The sequence below is a fragment of the Thermaurantimonas sp. genome (genome assembly GCF_046299575.1).
Taxonomy (GTDB): Bacteria; Bacteroidota; Bacteroidia; order Flavobacteriales; family Schleiferiaceae; genus Thermaurantimonas.
In genome coordinates this window covers 225,360-241,009 of the sequence record NZ_JBKBHX010000002.1, presented here as the reverse complement: position 1 = coordinate 241,009, position 15,650 = coordinate 225,360, and the positions used below count along the sequence as shown (strand labels likewise).

Sequence of the window (15,650 nt, the reverse complement as noted above, 5' to 3'; positions counted from 1 at the left end):
TCTTCAGGAATTTTTTCTCTTGAGAAGGTTGATTTTCTTTAGTTTTTTCAGCAGCGACTCGCGCGAAGCACTTTTGACAAAGTCTTCGCTCAGCGGGCTTAATTCTTCATCGCGAATCAGCTTGCGGCCATTAGCCAAACTGGCAAATACATAGTAAAGACCTGGAATGATGAGTACCCCGAAAACCGTGCCCAGCAGCATGCCTCCTAAAGCCGATGAGCCGATAGTGCGATTGCCGATAGCACCCGGACCTGTAGAAATTACTAAAGGAATTAAACCAGCGATAAAGGCAAAAGAGGTCATCAAGATGGGGCGGAAGCGCACTTTTGCTCCCTCTATGGCTGCCTGTAAAATAGAAACCCCTTGCTGATTCCGCTGAATGGCAAACTCTACGATCAACACGGCATTTTTTCCCAATAGACCTACGAGCATAATCAGGCCTATTTGTGCATAGATGTCATTGGCCAGACCCATCCACTTCAACATCAGAAAAGAACCGAAGATGCCTATTGGAAGGGATAGCAAAACGGCAAATGGAATAATAAAGCTCTCATACTGAGCAGCTAACACCAGATAAACGAATACAACTACCACCAGAAAGATGTAAAGCGCTTCGTTACCGCGCCGAGCTTCGTCGTACGAGAGACCTTCCCATGCAATGTCGAAACCCTTCGGAAGAACTTCGCGCGCAACCTCTTGAATAGCAGCAATGGCATCGCCAGTGGTGTAACCTTCGGCCGGCAGACCTCTTATGGCGGCAGAATTGTACATATTGTACCGCGTCAATTCGTTGGGCCCTTGTCGCTTGATGATTTTCATAAAGGAAGAATACGGTACCATTTCGCCTTTGTCGTTTTTCACATACAGATTTTCGAGATCAGAGGGGTACCGGCGATATTCAGGAGCAGCCTGTGTATACACCTTGAAAAAGCGGCCGAAGCGGGTGAAACCCTGTTCGTACGTACTACCTATCAAAATGTTTAGGTTTTCCATCGCCTTGCCGATGGATACCCCCTTCTGCATGGCGATTTTATTGTCGATCTTCAGCTCATATTGCGGATAATTAGCTGCAAAAAAGGTGAATAAGCCGGTGAGCTCTTTGCGCTTGCGCAGGGCGTCCATAAACTCGTTGTTGATTTTTTCAAATTCTTGATAATCAACCTCATTGGTCTTGTCGAGCAATCGGAGGGAGAAGCCTCCTGACGATCCAAATCCGGGAATAGCAGGTGGTTCAAAAAATTCAATGACAGCGCCAAAGTCTTTGGTTTCCTCTTCAAGCAGTTCCATTACCTCGTGCACAGAACGCTTGCGCTCTGACCATTTTTTGAGGTTTATCAAACACGTACCGGCATTTGAGCCGCGACCTTCGGTCATTATTTCGTAACCTGCCAGCGCAGTGACCGATTCTACGTCTTCGATCTCTTCGCAAAGCTTTTGAAGTTTATGAGCCACCTCGTTGGTTCGCTCCAGTGTGGAGCCTGGAGGCGTCTGAATGATAGCGTAAATGGTGCCTTGGTCTTCATTGGGAACAAATCCGGCGGGTAGGCTCTTGACCTGGAGAATGATGCCAATTACAAAGGCCATCAGTACGCCAAAAGTGATTATACGACGGCTGACAATCTTATTTAAAGCACCAACGTATTTTCCGGTGAGTTTTTCAAATCCTTCGTTGAACTTTTCTAATAACAAGTTGATGGGTGTTTTTTTAGCGGGCTTGCCGTGGTTGTTTTTCAAGATCATGGCGCTGAGCACCGGCGTGAGGGTGAGCGCTACCACGGCCGATAGTAAGATGGAGCTGGCCATTGTAATAGAAAACTGCCGGTAAAAAACCCCAACAGGACCAGTCATAAAAGTGACAGGTATAAATACAGCTATCATTACTAAGCTTATGGCAATAATGGCGCCCCCGATTTCGCTTAGAACTTTCTTTACTGCATTGTAGGGTGATAGGTTTTCTTCTTCCATTTTGGCGTGTACAGCCTCCACAACCACAATGGCATCGTCAACCACAATACCTATAGCCAGCACAAGGGCAAAGAGGGTGACCAGATTGATCGACAGACCAAACATTTTCATAAAAAAGAAGGAACCTACCAGAGAAATAGGTACGGCAATGGCCGGCACAAGTGTAGATCGCCAGTCGCCCAAAAAGAGAAAAACGACCAGCGTAACTAAGATGAAAGCATCGCGCAGGGTATGGAGCACTTGCTCGATCGAAGCGTCGAGAAACTGGGAAACGTCATAACTTATTTTGTAATCCATGCCGGGTGGAAAGTCGGCTTTCAGCTCCTTCAGTTTCTTCTTTACATCCTCTATTACCTTGCTTGCGTTGCTGCCTACGTTTTGCTTTAGCACGATGGAAGCAGCCGGATATCCGTCGAGGTTTGAATAGATGTCAAAAAACTCGCTGCCCAGCTCTACGTCAGCTATGTCTTTGAGCAGGAGTAATTCGCCCTTTTCGTTGGCGCGGATGATAATGTTTTCGTATTGCTCGGGTTTGTTGAATCGGTCTTGATACACCAGCACATATTCGAGCGACTGGGGCGACTTACCCGAAGCTTGACCGAGCCGACCGGGGCGAGCCAGCAGGCTCTGCTCTTGCATGGCGGTCATTACCTCTTCGGCCGAAACATTGTAGGCACGCATGCGGTCGGGCTTGAGCCAAACGCGCATGGCGAAGATTCGGCTCCCCAGAATTTGTGCCCGCGCTATGCCATTGATGCGCTGTATTTCAGGAATCATGCGCGTATAGGCATAGTTGTAGAGGAATTTTTCGTCCGCATTTTTGTCTGTACTATATAAGTTTACGTACATGAGCATACTGGGCTGTATGGGTGTGATGATCACTCCTTCGCGCTGAACGAGCTCGGGTAGGAGCGGCATCACCTGGTCAACGCGGGTCTTTACATTCACCACAGCCTGATTCGGGTCTGTTCCCGGCTCAAAGACGACTTGAATCGTTGCCTCGCCGGCGCTGGTGGCATCTGACACGATATAGCGCATGCCTTGCACCCCATTGAGGGCAGCTTCAAGTGGAATTAGGGTAGATTTTACCAGCACATCGGCACTCGAACCGGGATAGGCAATGAAAATATTTACCGTGGTAGGTGCTATATCGGGCAATTGAGAGATTGGCAGCTGTTGAATAGAGAGAATGCCTATAAACAGGATAATGGTAGATAAAACGATAGAGAGTACCGGCCTCTTAATGAATTTGCTGAACATATTTCTTCCTTAATAGAGTTATTCGGCATGAATGGATTGCAGTTCAGAAATAATCTTAGTTAGCGGCTCAAACTCGTAGCGGATTTTTTGCTTGTTTTTCACCTTTCGCAACCCTTCTACCAGGATTTTGTCCTTTTCAGACAAGCCTTCGCTCACAACAAACAAGTGTGGTAGTTCAGCCCCGATTTTGATTTCGCGAGCTTCAATCTGATTATCGTTGTCAATGACGTACACATACGTCTTATCAAGTACTTCAAAAGTGGCTTTTTGAGGAATGAGAAGGACATTTTTCAGAGGCACAGGCATTAGGATGTTGCCTGTTTGACCGTGGCGGAGAATGCGATTCGGATTTTGGAAAGTTGCTCTGAAGGCAATGTTGCCGGTTTCGTTGTTGAAGTCTGATTCGATGGTTTCGATCACGCCTTCTTCGTCGTAAAGCTGATTGTTGGCCATTAGAAGCTTTACTTTCAGAGGATTGTTATGTCTTTTTTGGAGGGCATAATTGAGGTATTCAGCTTCTGGAACATTGAAATACACCCACATCTTGCTATTGTCAGAGAGGGTAGTGAGTAGCTCGCCTTCGTCGAGCAGGCTGCCGATGCGCACATCGTTGAAGCTACCGACCAGTCCGTCGAAAGGCGCCCTGATTTCAGTAAAAGATAGATGTGCTTTGGCAAGGGCAAGCTCTGACTTGGCCTTTTCGAATTTGGCTTTCGCTAGCGCAAGTTCATTGGGAGAGACCACATGACTGTCAGCTAAGGCTTTGGTGTTGTTGTATTCGATGGCGGCAAAGTCAGCCTCAGCTTGCGCCCGCTGCACTTCGGCACGATAAATCACTGGCATGATTTGAAACAGCATCTGGCCTTTTTTTACTAATTGCCCCTCGTCCACATAAATATTTTGAAGGTAGCCTTTTTCAAGGGCTCGCAGTTCGATGTGCTGAATGGAATGAATCTGGCAAACGTATTCGCGATATATGGTGGTGTCGGTCTTTACCGGACTGGTAACTACATATTTGCTGTCGGTAATGTGGTTTTCATCCTGTCTATGACACCCACTCAGGAGAAAATACAAACATGTTGTAAATAAAATTTGCAATATCTTTTTCATGATTAAGTATGGTATTGAAACGAGAATAAGCGGAAAGAATTAAAAACGAGACGATATGCTGCTGGAAACAGCAACAGGAATTCACTGACACATCAATTTAGAAAATCTGTCAGGATATGAAAGACTTCCAGGCGTGATACAAAATGTACAGCGGGGTGTGCGCCCGATAGATTAATAAACTTTTGGAAAAAAAGCCTTTATAAATGGAAACCTGACGCTGAACTACAGTGAAAGCTGTATTATCACTCGGGTATTTTTTTAACTCTTGAAAATTATTTCCGAGAGTTTCGACCTCTTCAGACTCCAAAATAGATTCAGCACAAGTGATATGGAATTTTCCTAATCCTTGATTATCAGGCCTTAGAACTGTAAAACCAATTTGGAAATCACTGCTTGTAGCCGTAGCAGCCGTGTAAACCAATAAAAACTGTAAAAGAAGATTAAACAACACCAGTAAAACCGCAAATCTGCCGTACAAACCGTGATTGCTTTTGGTGCAGTCTTCTTTTTTCATATGAATTTCAAAGCAAAAGTAAAGGCCTGTTACTCATTCGAAAACTTATCAATAGTCTAAAAATATTTCGTAATAAGACTGCTGACAACCTATTCAGAATTGATCGGTAGATATGGCTTTTTCCCATAGTAAGTGGTGTATAAAGGAATTTTATACCCATAAAGGCAAACCGCGCTGTTTTATAAGAAAGCGATGAATAAGATCCTACCTATATAAATGCTCAGCCGTCTATGAAACTTAAGGCCCTTCGCTTCATTGCAGCTCTGCCTTATTAGATAACACCCGAAGTTAGCAGCATGAATACATCGATCAATACATATTTCACTTATAATCAAATACCGAATATCAGATCTAAGACCAGAGAAATGATGTGAATAACAATAAAGTTCTTAGAAATAGAACCATATAAAATATTGAAGAATGCAATCACTGAAAAACACCCAAATTAGTATATATCAGTAAAAGAGGACAGCTATAGTTTCATTACATAAGGTGTGATTTTTTTAGGGTAACTAAAGTGTTTTTTCTTCTCGTTACAAACTCTTATTTCCTGTCCGGTAAATTTAAAAAATCAATACCTCTAATCTATCGATTCCAATGGTCGAAGTAATTTTTTAATTTTACAAGGAAATTACGTTTAAACTCTAACTGCTTAGTAAAACACATTTCAAAAATTCATAACGAAAAAGCAGGGTTATTACTCTTTTATCATTAGAAGTTTAATTGTATTTTTTTACCAAATGGAGGATGAATAATGCATAAATTTTTGCCACGAATGCACGCATACTATTCGTGTGTATTCGTAAAATTCGTGGCTGCGATGGGCTTGTAAGTACAGGTAAAAATTTATGGTTGTTGCTGCTCTTTAATTATTTGCTCTTTTCAACAATTTTAATCTACTCCACCATAAGTTCATACAACTGATACACCAGCCGGTCTATCTCACGCTCCCAGTGGCTGGTGTTGGTTTTGGGTTTCTGTTTTATGGCGACAAGAATTTTATCTACCAGCGATTTGTATTTTATTAGATTATAGCCTAACTCTCTATTCATGGTTGATTGTTATTGTCATTTTAATTTCCTTTTAGAATTTGTCTCATAAATGGAATTACTTATTGGAGATTTAAATAAATCCTCATTTAAAAAATCGATAAGCTTTCCAATTTCTTTCTCATTACTGGGAAATTTTATTTTTTTATTAATCTCATCAAACATGTTTTCTAATCCTAATTCTTTAGCATAGCCACAAACAGTCTCGAAATTTTCCTTCACTTTATCTAATATACCATTTTTACTAATAAGAAAAATTTTTTTCCTCATACGAGAATTAAATTTATTCAGTTCAAGTGAATTGTTGTCTATGAAAATATCAGTTTGATAAAAATTTTTAACTTCAGAATCTGTAGCCTCTTTGAAGTAATCATTTAAATTAAAAATTTTAGATGCGTTATGATAGGATGTGAATAATAATTTTTTTTCATTTATTATAAATAATGCATCAATTTTAGAATCAATCGTTAAACCTTTATTATCAATCTTTGAAAATGTGTCATTTGAGTATATCAAAAGCCATTTTTCCGGTTTAATTATTTTTCTGTTATCAAAAGTCTGAAAAACAATAGTGTTTTCGTCATATTTAAAAAATAGATATTTAATATTTACAATTTCATCCACTGTGATTGTTTCACAAGTTAATGACAATTCATTACGATGAACAAAGTCAAAATTATTAATATAAAGAACTTGACCTTCATCTGGCTTATACTCTCCAGAAAATTCAATTTGCTCGGCTTTCAATAAATTATCAACTATAAAATAACCTGATAAATCATTTTGGATATCACCAGAAATTGATATTCTTTTAATCCGGACACTTTCTTTTTCGGTTTTTTTTAATTCACAAAAAATATTTACTAAGTTATCCATGTTCTTTTATTTTTCAGGTTCAAGCAATATATAATTTGTTAATTGAACGACTCTATTAATCTGCTTTGTGTTTAATAGTGTTTTCTTAGTGATTAGAATAAAGCTTGTGCCTTCGTTTATTTTAATTTCATATTGATGATAGCCTAATATTCCTAATATAGGATTAAAATGATAGATGTTCGTAGTAAAGATTATGAGATAAAATAATGCTAAAAGAAATATAACAACAGATGTATCGATCTCTAACAAAGGGATTAAATAAGAGAATATAAATACCACGCTCTCATTATCGGCATTCGAAATCTCACTTATTGACACTGGTAATTCTTCTAACTTATTTTTAGCAATGTGTATTAAGAAATATAAAATGATAATTAATATAATTGCTATCAATAGAAAAATAAGGCCATCATATATGTTCCAATTTTTACTAAAGTATTTAAACCAAAAAGTTAATAATACAGGTGAGAGCGAGGTTGTAACTAAAATTAATTGTATAAGCTTACTAAACATAATTTTTTAATTTTATTTTGAATTTTCAACTATCCTCACCTCTTCCTCCGTCAATTCATACAATTGATACACCAAGTGATCTATCTCACGCTCCCAGTGGCTGGTGTCGGCTTGGGGGTTGGCTTTTTTGGCGGTGAGGATTTGGTCAACCAGCGTTTCGATTTGGGTTACTATATTTTGGTTATTCGAATTAATAATTGGAATAGGTATATTTTCCATAAAAATTTTTCTAAGTTCTCTTGTTCCTCCTTGCAATTCAGGACAATTTTCAAGAATCCATTTTTGGGCTATTTTAGAATTAAAATATCCTACTAAGAATTTTGTTGAAACGGTATTACTTAATAATATAAACCCCTTATCATTAATAAAATGGCCTTTTACATCATAAACAAATGGCAGAAACTTAGTCATGTTGGGATAAATAATCTTCTCCTTCTCAAACTCGGGGTAGTAGGCAATTTGATCTTGGGTTTCGAACCATTTATTGCCCGTTTTTTTGCGAGCATTAAAGCCCAATTCAGGATATTTTTTACCAGATTGTTCTAATTGGCGAATATCAAAATTATCCAAAAAGTATTTCTTTAATGCAGGAAAATTTTCAATATTTAGTTTTAATGCAGGAAAAGTTCCTATCACCCACAAACCCGCCCATTCGTAGTGGTAGCGTTTAATGTCGCGGCCACGCAGGATGGGCTTGATGATGGCTTCGGTGCGTTTTCGTTCCTCATCGTCTTTACAATTGGCAAGTATTTCGTTGCGCTTTTCGGTGGTGATGATAAAGGCCTCGTTCAAACCGGTTAACACACCACGATAGATATTCACGTCCCATTCTTTCAGCGGTTTGCCCATGCGTTCAATTTTCTCTTTGAGTTGTTGTTCGGAACTGCTGCCAATAAACCAGGCGTCTTTACTAAGTTTATTCAGCACCACACCATTTTGTTGCAACTGCTGCTCTATGCTAAGGTTTTTTTCGTTTTTCAATGTAACGGCTTTCAATCCGGTTGGGTTGGTTTTACTGTTTTGTATCAGTAAAATATTGGTATCCACGGTGGCACTTTCAAATACACCGGGGCCAAGGTCAATAAGCAAAAGAGGGTTGTATTGGGTAAAGAATACACGCAGTTTTTCGCCATATCCTGCACGCATCCATTTGTTGGATGTGATGTAGCATAAAACACCTTGGGGTTTCAGCAGTTGCAGCCCTTTTTCGTAGAAAAGGGTGTAAATATCGCCTGTGCGTACAAAGGTTTGAAAGTTTTGTTTCTCATAAAGTTTAGCCAGTTTACCACCGTCTTTTTGCAATTGGATATACGGTGGATTCCCAATTACAACATCAAAACCCTCTTTTACGCCCAGCATCCATTCGGGATCAAACCAGGGGTGCGAGGCCTGGGTGTTGTATATATCGGCTGCGGCAATGGCATCGGCAAATTCCGAAGGAAAGCCCCCGTTTTTCATTTCCTGCTGTATTTGCAGCCGCAACTCACGGTCTTTGTTCTTAATCTTTTCTTTTTCATTCTGGTCGGATACTTCAAAGTAGCGCTGCCTTAACTGAAAAAGTTGTTGTTCTAATGCTTCTATTTGAGACAATTGGAAACCATTGCGTTGGGGCAATGCCATCAGGGTATTGGCTGCAATGAGCTTGGTTTCCAGATTGGGCAGGGGCTCTATGCCTTTGTTGGGCAGTTGGTCGTTGATTTTTTCATCTACCAGCAGCGAAAGGAAAAAGCGTAGTTTGGCAATGTGAATGGCAATGGGCTGAATGTCCACACCATACAGGCAGTTTTGTATCAAAAAGAGTTTGCGGCCATAGCCCAACTCATTGTGTAGGAAAATATTTTCAATGTGTTTGATGGTTTCTTGTTTCAGACGAGGGTCGGACACAGCATTTTGTATGGCCTGAATTTGTTTGTTTTTCCATGCTTCGTTGTTGGGGTCAAGTTTGCTGAGCAGATGCACCATCTGGTTGAGGGTTTCCATAGGAAAAGCTCCCGAGCCCACGGCAGGGTCTAAAATTTTTACCTGATGGAGGGCTTCTATCAGCCGTTCGGTTTCCTGCTTGTTAAAGGGATTGGAACTATCGGCATAAGAGAAAAGTTGCTCCAGGCGTTCGTCCAGTCGTTCAGGAATTTCTTTTTGCAGTTTGGTTTTAAAATATTCTTTAAGCGAAGTTTTTACCATGAAATGCACAATTTCGCGCGGGGTGTAGAAGCTGCCGGTGGCTTTGCGGGCGCTTTCGCGGGTTTCGGGGTTGTAAGTAGCCAAAAGGTTTTCAAACACTTTGCCCAGCATCTCGGGGTCGAGCGATACCTGCTGGTCGAAGGGCGTGTTTTCTTCGATGGTAAAATGATACTTTCTGAAGATGGATAAAATGCCTTTTTCGGCATTAAAAAACAAATGATTAGGCACCAGGGGTTGTTTTTCCGGCACATCGGAATAGCCATCTATGCGAATTTCTTTGCCGGTGGGGTTGTTGGGGTCGTTTTTGGGCAGGTCTAAGCATTCAAACAGTCCGCCATTCAGGAAGGGAATGTCTTTGAAAAGTTTCAGGTTCTCGTCCGGATTAGCAAAAAGGGCATGATAGCGGTAGTATTGATGGTTCATGTAATCGGGGTTTTTACCCTGATGCGATTTTTCCCTTCGGAACTTGCGTTGTTCAATGAGTGTATTGAGTGTAGCAAAAAAGAGGTTTTGCAGAATGGCTTTGTAATAGTTGCCGTTTGATGTGTCGGACGGGTTAAAGTTCTTCAGGATGTTTTTGAGACGTTCCTCATCAAAAAGTTCTGTGGGGATAAGCCCCTTTTCTTTCATAAACCAGATGAAGAACAGTCGGGTAAGCAAGCGGATGACGGCAATATTGCGGCCGTTTTCCTGAGCTTCGGCATCGTTGGGAAATTTTACGTGTTGGAGAGCCCACTCGTACCACTGTGCTACTTCTGCATAAAATTCTTTGGTAACTCTTTCGACCGAGAAGGCCCCTTTTACATCGTCTAAGGTGGCTTTGCTTGCATTTTGGGCCAGCAGCGCAAAGCGCTCGGCAGCGGTTCTTACGCTTTCGCCTTCGCCCAGCACGTAGGTGTAGCGTTTGGGCTCGGTTTGTATTTTCTGAAAGTTACGTTCGGCATCAAAGCCCGTAAGTTCGGAAACATAAGAAAAACGCCACTTTTCATTGTGGGGATTGTGATACACAATAAATGCCGCGTCAATATTTTTCCAGTATTTGCGCAGCAGGTTTCGAAGGCCCACGCGGTTTCGCTCCAGCACGATGCCGGGCTGCAGCTTCACTTCATACACGGCAATGTAGCGTTCAATGCCGTTTTCGTTTAGAACAATATGTCCCGTTGCTTGCTACATTCGTGTCAATGCCAGCAAGAGTTTCGGGTGTTGCCAACAGGCGGGCATGGGTAAAAGTTTCGCCCAGAAATTGTTTCCATTGGGCTTGGTTATAGGGCTGCTGAAAAAGTTGAAAAATTTTTTCTTTGGTCATAATTTGCTAAAATATTTATTGATTTTATCGCTTATTTCGCTGCTGCTTGGCAACAGGTTTTGGTATTTTTCGGGCAAATGTTGAGTTAGTGTGTAGGTAGCCACCCCGATGGGTTGCATGGATGTTTTGAGCGAATACTCTACAATAGTACGGTTTTTTTCTTTGCAAATGATGATGCCGATGCTGTCGTTTTCGTGGGGAAGTTTTAGGGTATCGTTCAACACCGATAAATAAAATTCCATTTTGCCTTTGTATTCGGGTAAAAATTCTCCCACTTTTAATTCTACGGCTACGAGGCATTGCAACCTGCGGTGATAGAGCAAGAGGTCAATGAAATACTCCTTGTCTTCAACCTGTAATTTATATTGATGGCCTATAAATGAAAACTGAGGCCCCATTTCGAGCAAAAAATTACGAATGTTTTGAATAAGGGCATTTTCCAGTTCCCGCTCCGAATGTTGTGCTGAAAGTTCCAGGAAGTCGAAGGTATATTCGTCTTTAATAGCAAGCACGGCTTGACTTTTGAGGGATTCGGGCAGTGTTTGCTCAAAATTGGTTTGGTTGAGCAGGTATTTTTCGTAGGTTTTGTTTTCTATTTGATGAATAAGTACATTTTTCGACCATCCGAACTTTTTGGTAGCCAGGATGTAGAATTTACGCTCTAAGCTATTCGAGCATTTATTTAAAATAACTATGTGTTTTGACCAACTAATTTCTCCAACCAGTGGTTGGAGATTTTCATCTTGGTGATATTCAGTATAAAACTGCGCCATCAGCCATAAGTTTGTGGTAGAAAAACCGCTCATACCCGGAAATTCGGCCTGCAGTTCTTTGGATAGGGTGGGCACAATGGCTTTTCCCCAGCTTTCCGATTGTTTTTCGGCTATGGATTTTCCAATTTCCCAATACAAGTTGATGAGTTGCACGTTAACGGCTTTGAGTGCCTCGTATTGGGCTTGCCGGATTTTTTGCTTAATGGCAGCGATAAACTCTATTTGCGATTTCTCAAGATTCATAAATAATTTTATTTATTTGCCACGAATGCACGAATGAAATTCGTGTGTATTCGTGGTTCAATATTTTCCCTTTTTATTTTACGAATTATTGACAATCGAGGATTTTTTACCCCACATTTTGTCAAATAAAACTTATTGATTATCAATCGTTTAATGTTTTTTATTTTTATTTTGTCAATAAATAAGCCCATAATTTTTGTAAAATAAAATAAATAGATCTTTTTCAAAGATTTGATTTTCCATTTTAATTATAACATATAAATGATTTGATTTTAGTTGCAACGAAGGCACGAATAGATTCGTGCTTATTTGTATTATTCATAGCTTTTAGCTTAACTCCTTCAAATGCATACTCCATCATTCAAAAGATTCTGAAATAATCAGAATGGGTTTTTCTGCTTCATCTTTCTGCTCTTTATGGACATCTGCTTCATCGGCAACATATTTTTTGCTAATTCTTTCTATTTCTGACAACGCTACGTTCAGATTAGGTTTTTTCTTCTGAAGGCGGTCTATTTCAGTTGGAAGGTTAGTATACTTACCGATATCTATTAACCCGATCAATTTTCGGATGTAAACTTTTTGAGATTCTGTTACACCGGCGTGTTTTGAGATATCTGACAAAAATTTTTTTGCTCTTTGTGCCACTCCGCCTAAAGCCCCGGGGTCAGACTGACTAGCCGCTTCATCCTGCTGAATCGAGACAAAGTGCTTAATGGCTGCAGCTACATGAATGTGGTGATCATCAATGAGTTTGAAAGGCAATTCATTTAAATCGGCTTCAAAGATTCTGAATGCCTCGAGCGGGGTAATTTCCAGGGGTTGGTTATCGCTGTTCACCCAATAGAATTCGAGTTTCCGGCTGGTTTTTAGGAATACTGCTGTTCCGTTTTTTAACACTGGTTTACCAATGATCTCCGAATTTCTTCCGGTTCTGGACTTTAAAGGCAGATTTTTAATTTTCTCAAACCATGCTTTGTTTTCTTTTTTAAATCTGCGCAGGAAATAGAGATATTTAAGACGTTCGTCCTCTTCTTCGCGTATGGCTTGATTGTTAAAGAGTTTTACTTCGTCAAGTACTTCTTGCTCTGAGTACACCTGATTGTCTTCCCCAAAAGCGGTATGGAAGGCCTGAATTTTCATTAGTGCCGTTTTGTTCAGATTGATTTGAGAATCACCTTGGGCTGAGGGATAAAACACAAAATTGTAGATGGCATCTGCTTTGGTTCCGATACGGTTAACGCGGCCTATGCGTTGTAAGAGACGGGTGGAATTCCAGGGAGTATCGTAATGAACGATCACATTGGAGCGATGCAGGTTTACCCCCTCAGCCAATACCTCAGTAGTGATGATAATGTTGAAATCATTTTTTTGACTTTTCGGATCAAGATTCGCATCAAAATTTTCCACTATGGTTTCGTGGAGTTCACTGCGATTTTCAGATGATACGGTGAGCACATCGGCTCTTCCGAGTTTGTCTTCCAGTTTTTGTCTGAGATAATCGGATGTGTCCTTTGACTCTGTGAAAATGACAAGTTTGCCTTCTGTGTTGATACTACTGTCGAGAAATTTTTCTTCCAGGCGGTTTAAAAACACGTCGAGTTTCGGATCGTAGTTAATTTGCTTCCACGAATTCAAGAGTTCATCAAGGAGAATTTTATCTTTTTTCAAATTTTCGATAAACTCCGGTTTGAAATCGGATGCCCTGAATACCTTGTTTTTAGGGTTTTCTTCGCTAAGTCGTTCAATTTCTCTTTCGATGTCCTCATCGCTCCAACCTTTGTCTAGAAGTTTATTGATGTCGAGGTCAGGTGCTATGTATATTTTGTCTTTTTCAAACATTTCTATCATTCGTCCGGTGGCCCTTGTGAAGGCAGATAGTGAAATTTTAAAGGCATAAAAACTGCTTTCCAGGCGCTTGATCAGCATGGTTTTCATGATAAACGCCAGGCTTTTTGAAACCAACTCTGCCCGCTCATACAGTCCCTGAGCCACTTCTGATTTTAATCCGGCAATAGCCTGATAGCGGGCGTAGGAAAGCTTATCTTCTTCCGTTAGATATGAAACTGTTTTATGAAAGAGCTCATTCAAAGTATTATCCATTAGATATTCTATCTTCTGTGGGGGCTCTACTCTTGGAAATATAATACCCTGAGCTTTCAGGTCATTTAAGTATTCAGGAATATTCTCCAGATCTTTCCTGGTTCTTCTGATAGTGATGGGCTCAATGATGTTTTTGCGAATCTGACCATAAATCTTGCGTAGTGTTTCAATGTCTAACTCGTCGTTGTACCTGAGTTTTTTGTACTGTTCTACCAGGGGTGCAAAAAATGAGGTTAAGTTGGTTTTAGGCAGAGTAGATTGCCGTACATCCTGAAACATCTGAATCTGGTAGAAAATATCTTCTGGTTTGTTGTTGAGTGGTGTGGCCGATACCAGAATAACTTTTTTCTGTGGCCCTTCGATCAATCCCTTGTTTTTTCTCGGGCTCTTGCAGATCAACTGCAGATTCTGAAAGGCGCCCGTGGTGTGGTTTCTGAATTTGTGTGCTTCATCTACGATGATCAGGTCGTACTCTTCCTTATTCCAGTAATCCTGATGACCTTCAAGGATCTTGTGTAAACTTCCATTAGTGATAAATTTCGTGTATTTGTCAATGTTAAACATTCTGAAGGTGTTCTTCCAGTTTTTTTCCACAGCTGGAGGATATACTACCAGTATTTTAGTATTTTCTGTACCATTCTGTAGCAGAAATTTTCTGGCAATCATGGTAGCAATTACTGTCTTACCCAGACCGACGACGTCGGAGAGAAAAAATCCGTTATGTTTCATCAGCATATTGAAGCCCTCATTGACTGCATCGATCTGATATGACAACTTTTTAAAATTATCAGGCAAAAACCCCGAAGAGTAGTCCTCAAAATCTACGTTTTTTCCAAAGAATTCAATCAGTAGCTTTATGTAAATTTCAAAAGGAGTAACCTCGTCGTTCAGGTGAGTTTCTTTCGTTAATTTCTGTACATCTGTGGGGAGTATTTCTACAGCCTCTGACCAAAGTTTTTCAAATTCTTCTGTAGCAAAAACCACATCTTCATAATCATTGAGCTGAACGTTGAACTCATAATTATACGTACTGCCACTACCCAAGCCGGCATCGGTCATATTCGATGAACCAGTGATGACAGCGGCTGGTGTATGTTCGTTAAAGGGTTCAGGCCTGAAAATGTAAACTTTTGCGTGAATGCGTTTAGCAGGATGCGCTCTGATTTCAATCTTTTTTTCAATGATATCTTCAATGAATTGGATAATACCGACTTCTACATTTTTATCATAGTCAGCCTGCCCAATATCGCTTTTGATTTCTTCAATAAATCCCGATTTTGTTTTTTCAACATTTCTAAAAAAGTCAAGGCCTCTTCGGTGAGCCTCTTCAATGAGTTTATCAACATTGATACCCACCAGAATTCTGATTTTAGGTACCTTTTCGAGGAATGGGCGTAAACGAAAATAGCCCGAAGCACGCAGATACCCCACCAGGGCATCGAAATAATGTATGTTTGGATTGTACGTAAAGATTCCTTCAAATTTTTTGATCAGTGTATTGTCGTCACTGTTGGTGAAAAATTTTGTTGGCATATTTTAAATGTTAGAAATTTATGGTTCCGCTGATTTTCAGCATACTCACATAATATTAATAAAAACCGACCGTACTGATTACTTTATATAGTCGATTTTGCTTGTTAAGAAGTAAAAGTAAAAAATCAAAGAAACAGGACGGAAAATATTTTATTTTTTAATTCAATTCGGACAATATTTTACATTCACCCTAAAAATGAAAATCCGGAAAGTTCAAATTGCTT

The 15,650-nt window shown here is 40.2% G+C and carries 9 protein-coding genes; all 9 read right to left on the bottom strand.

Going from position 1 to position 15,650, the window contains the following annotated elements:
- Window positions 1-3: 3 nt before the first annotated feature.
- The 9 genes from ACK4EX_RS03535 to ACK4EX_RS03495 all read right to left on the bottom strand — a co-directional run bounded on the left by ACK4EX_RS03535 (window position 4) and on the right by ACK4EX_RS03495 (window position 15,426).
- Window positions 4-3,225, bottom strand: coding sequence for an efflux RND transporter permease subunit (locus ACK4EX_RS03535; protein ID WP_409769770.1), 3,222 nt, complete (start codon window positions 3,223-3,225; stop codon window positions 4-6).
- A gap of 18 nt (window positions 3,226-3,243) precedes the next feature.
- The gene (locus ACK4EX_RS03530) at window positions 3,244-4,299 is read right to left on the bottom strand and encodes an efflux RND transporter periplasmic adaptor subunit (RefSeq protein ID WP_409769769.1); all 1,056 of its coding nucleotides are present in this window, start codon (window positions 4,297-4,299) and stop codon (window positions 3,244-3,246) included.
- A 145-nt stretch (window positions 4,300-4,444) separates the two neighbouring features.
- Window positions 4,445-4,849, bottom strand: a complete 405-nt coding sequence (locus ACK4EX_RS03525) for a hypothetical protein (protein WP_409769767.1) — start codon at window positions 4,847-4,849, stop codon at window positions 4,445-4,447.
- Between the two features lie 896 nt (window positions 4,850-5,745).
- Window positions 5,746-5,901 (bottom strand): hypothetical protein, encoded by a 156-nt coding sequence (locus ACK4EX_RS03520; RefSeq protein WP_409769766.1) that lies wholly within the window; start codon window positions 5,899-5,901, stop codon window positions 5,746-5,748.
- A 15-nt stretch (window positions 5,902-5,916) separates the two neighbouring features.
- Complete coding sequence (locus ACK4EX_RS03515) at window positions 5,917-6,774, bottom strand: hypothetical protein (protein WP_409769765.1); 858 nt, start codon at window positions 6,772-6,774, stop codon at window positions 5,917-5,919.
- 525 nt (window positions 6,775-7,299) lie between these two features.
- Window positions 7,300-10,581 carry an Eco57I restriction-modification methylase domain-containing protein gene (locus ACK4EX_RS03510; protein ID WP_409769763.1) on the bottom strand — a complete coding sequence of 1,094 codons (3,282 nt, stop codon included), beginning with the start codon at window positions 10,579-10,581 and terminating at the stop codon, window positions 7,300-7,302.
- Window positions 10,582-10,594: 13 nt separating this feature from the next.
- Window positions 10,595-10,774, bottom strand: coding sequence for a hypothetical protein (locus tag ACK4EX_RS03505; protein ID WP_409769761.1), 180 nt, complete (start codon window positions 10,772-10,774; stop codon window positions 10,595-10,597).
- Entirely contained in the window at window positions 10,771-11,790 is a 1,020-nt protein-coding gene (locus ACK4EX_RS03500; protein ID WP_409769759.1) for a YhcG family protein, read from the bottom strand. The genes ACK4EX_RS03505 and ACK4EX_RS03500 overlap by 4 nt, the downstream gene beginning before the upstream one ends.
- Window positions 11,791-12,147: 357 nt before the next feature.
- Complete coding sequence (locus ACK4EX_RS03495) at window positions 12,148-15,426, bottom strand: helicase-related protein (protein WP_409769757.1); 3,279 nt, start codon at window positions 15,424-15,426, stop codon at window positions 12,148-12,150.
- Between the last annotated feature and the right edge of the window lie 224 nt (window positions 15,427-15,650).

Bases quoted from the DNA above. Each gene is read 5' to 3' on its own strand.
- ACK4EX_RS03520 (WP_409769766.1), bottom strand. From the start codon at position 5,901: ATGAATAGAGAGTTAGGCTATAATCTAATAAAATACAAATCGCTGGTA.
- ACK4EX_RS03515 (WP_409769765.1), bottom strand. From the start codon at position 6,774: ATGGATAACTTAGTAAATATTTTTTGTGAATTAAAAAAAACCGAAAAA.
- ACK4EX_RS03525 (WP_409769767.1), bottom strand. From the start codon at position 4,849: ATGAAAAAAGAAGACTGCACCAAAAGCAATCACGGTTTGTACGGCAGA.
- ACK4EX_RS03535 (WP_409769770.1), bottom strand. From the start codon at position 3,225: ATGTTCAGCAAATTCATTAAGAGGCCGGTACTCTCTATCGTTTTATCT.
- ACK4EX_RS03505 (WP_409769761.1), bottom strand. From the start codon at position 10,774: ATGACCAAAGAAAAAATTTTTCAACTTTTTCAGCAGCCCTATAACCAA.
- ACK4EX_RS03495 (WP_409769757.1), bottom strand. From the start codon at position 15,426: ATGCCAACAAAATTTTTCACCAACAGTGACGACAATACACTGATCAAA.
- ACK4EX_RS03500 (WP_409769759.1), bottom strand. From the start codon at position 11,790: ATGAATCTTGAGAAATCGCAAATAGAGTTTATCGCTGCCATTAAGCAA.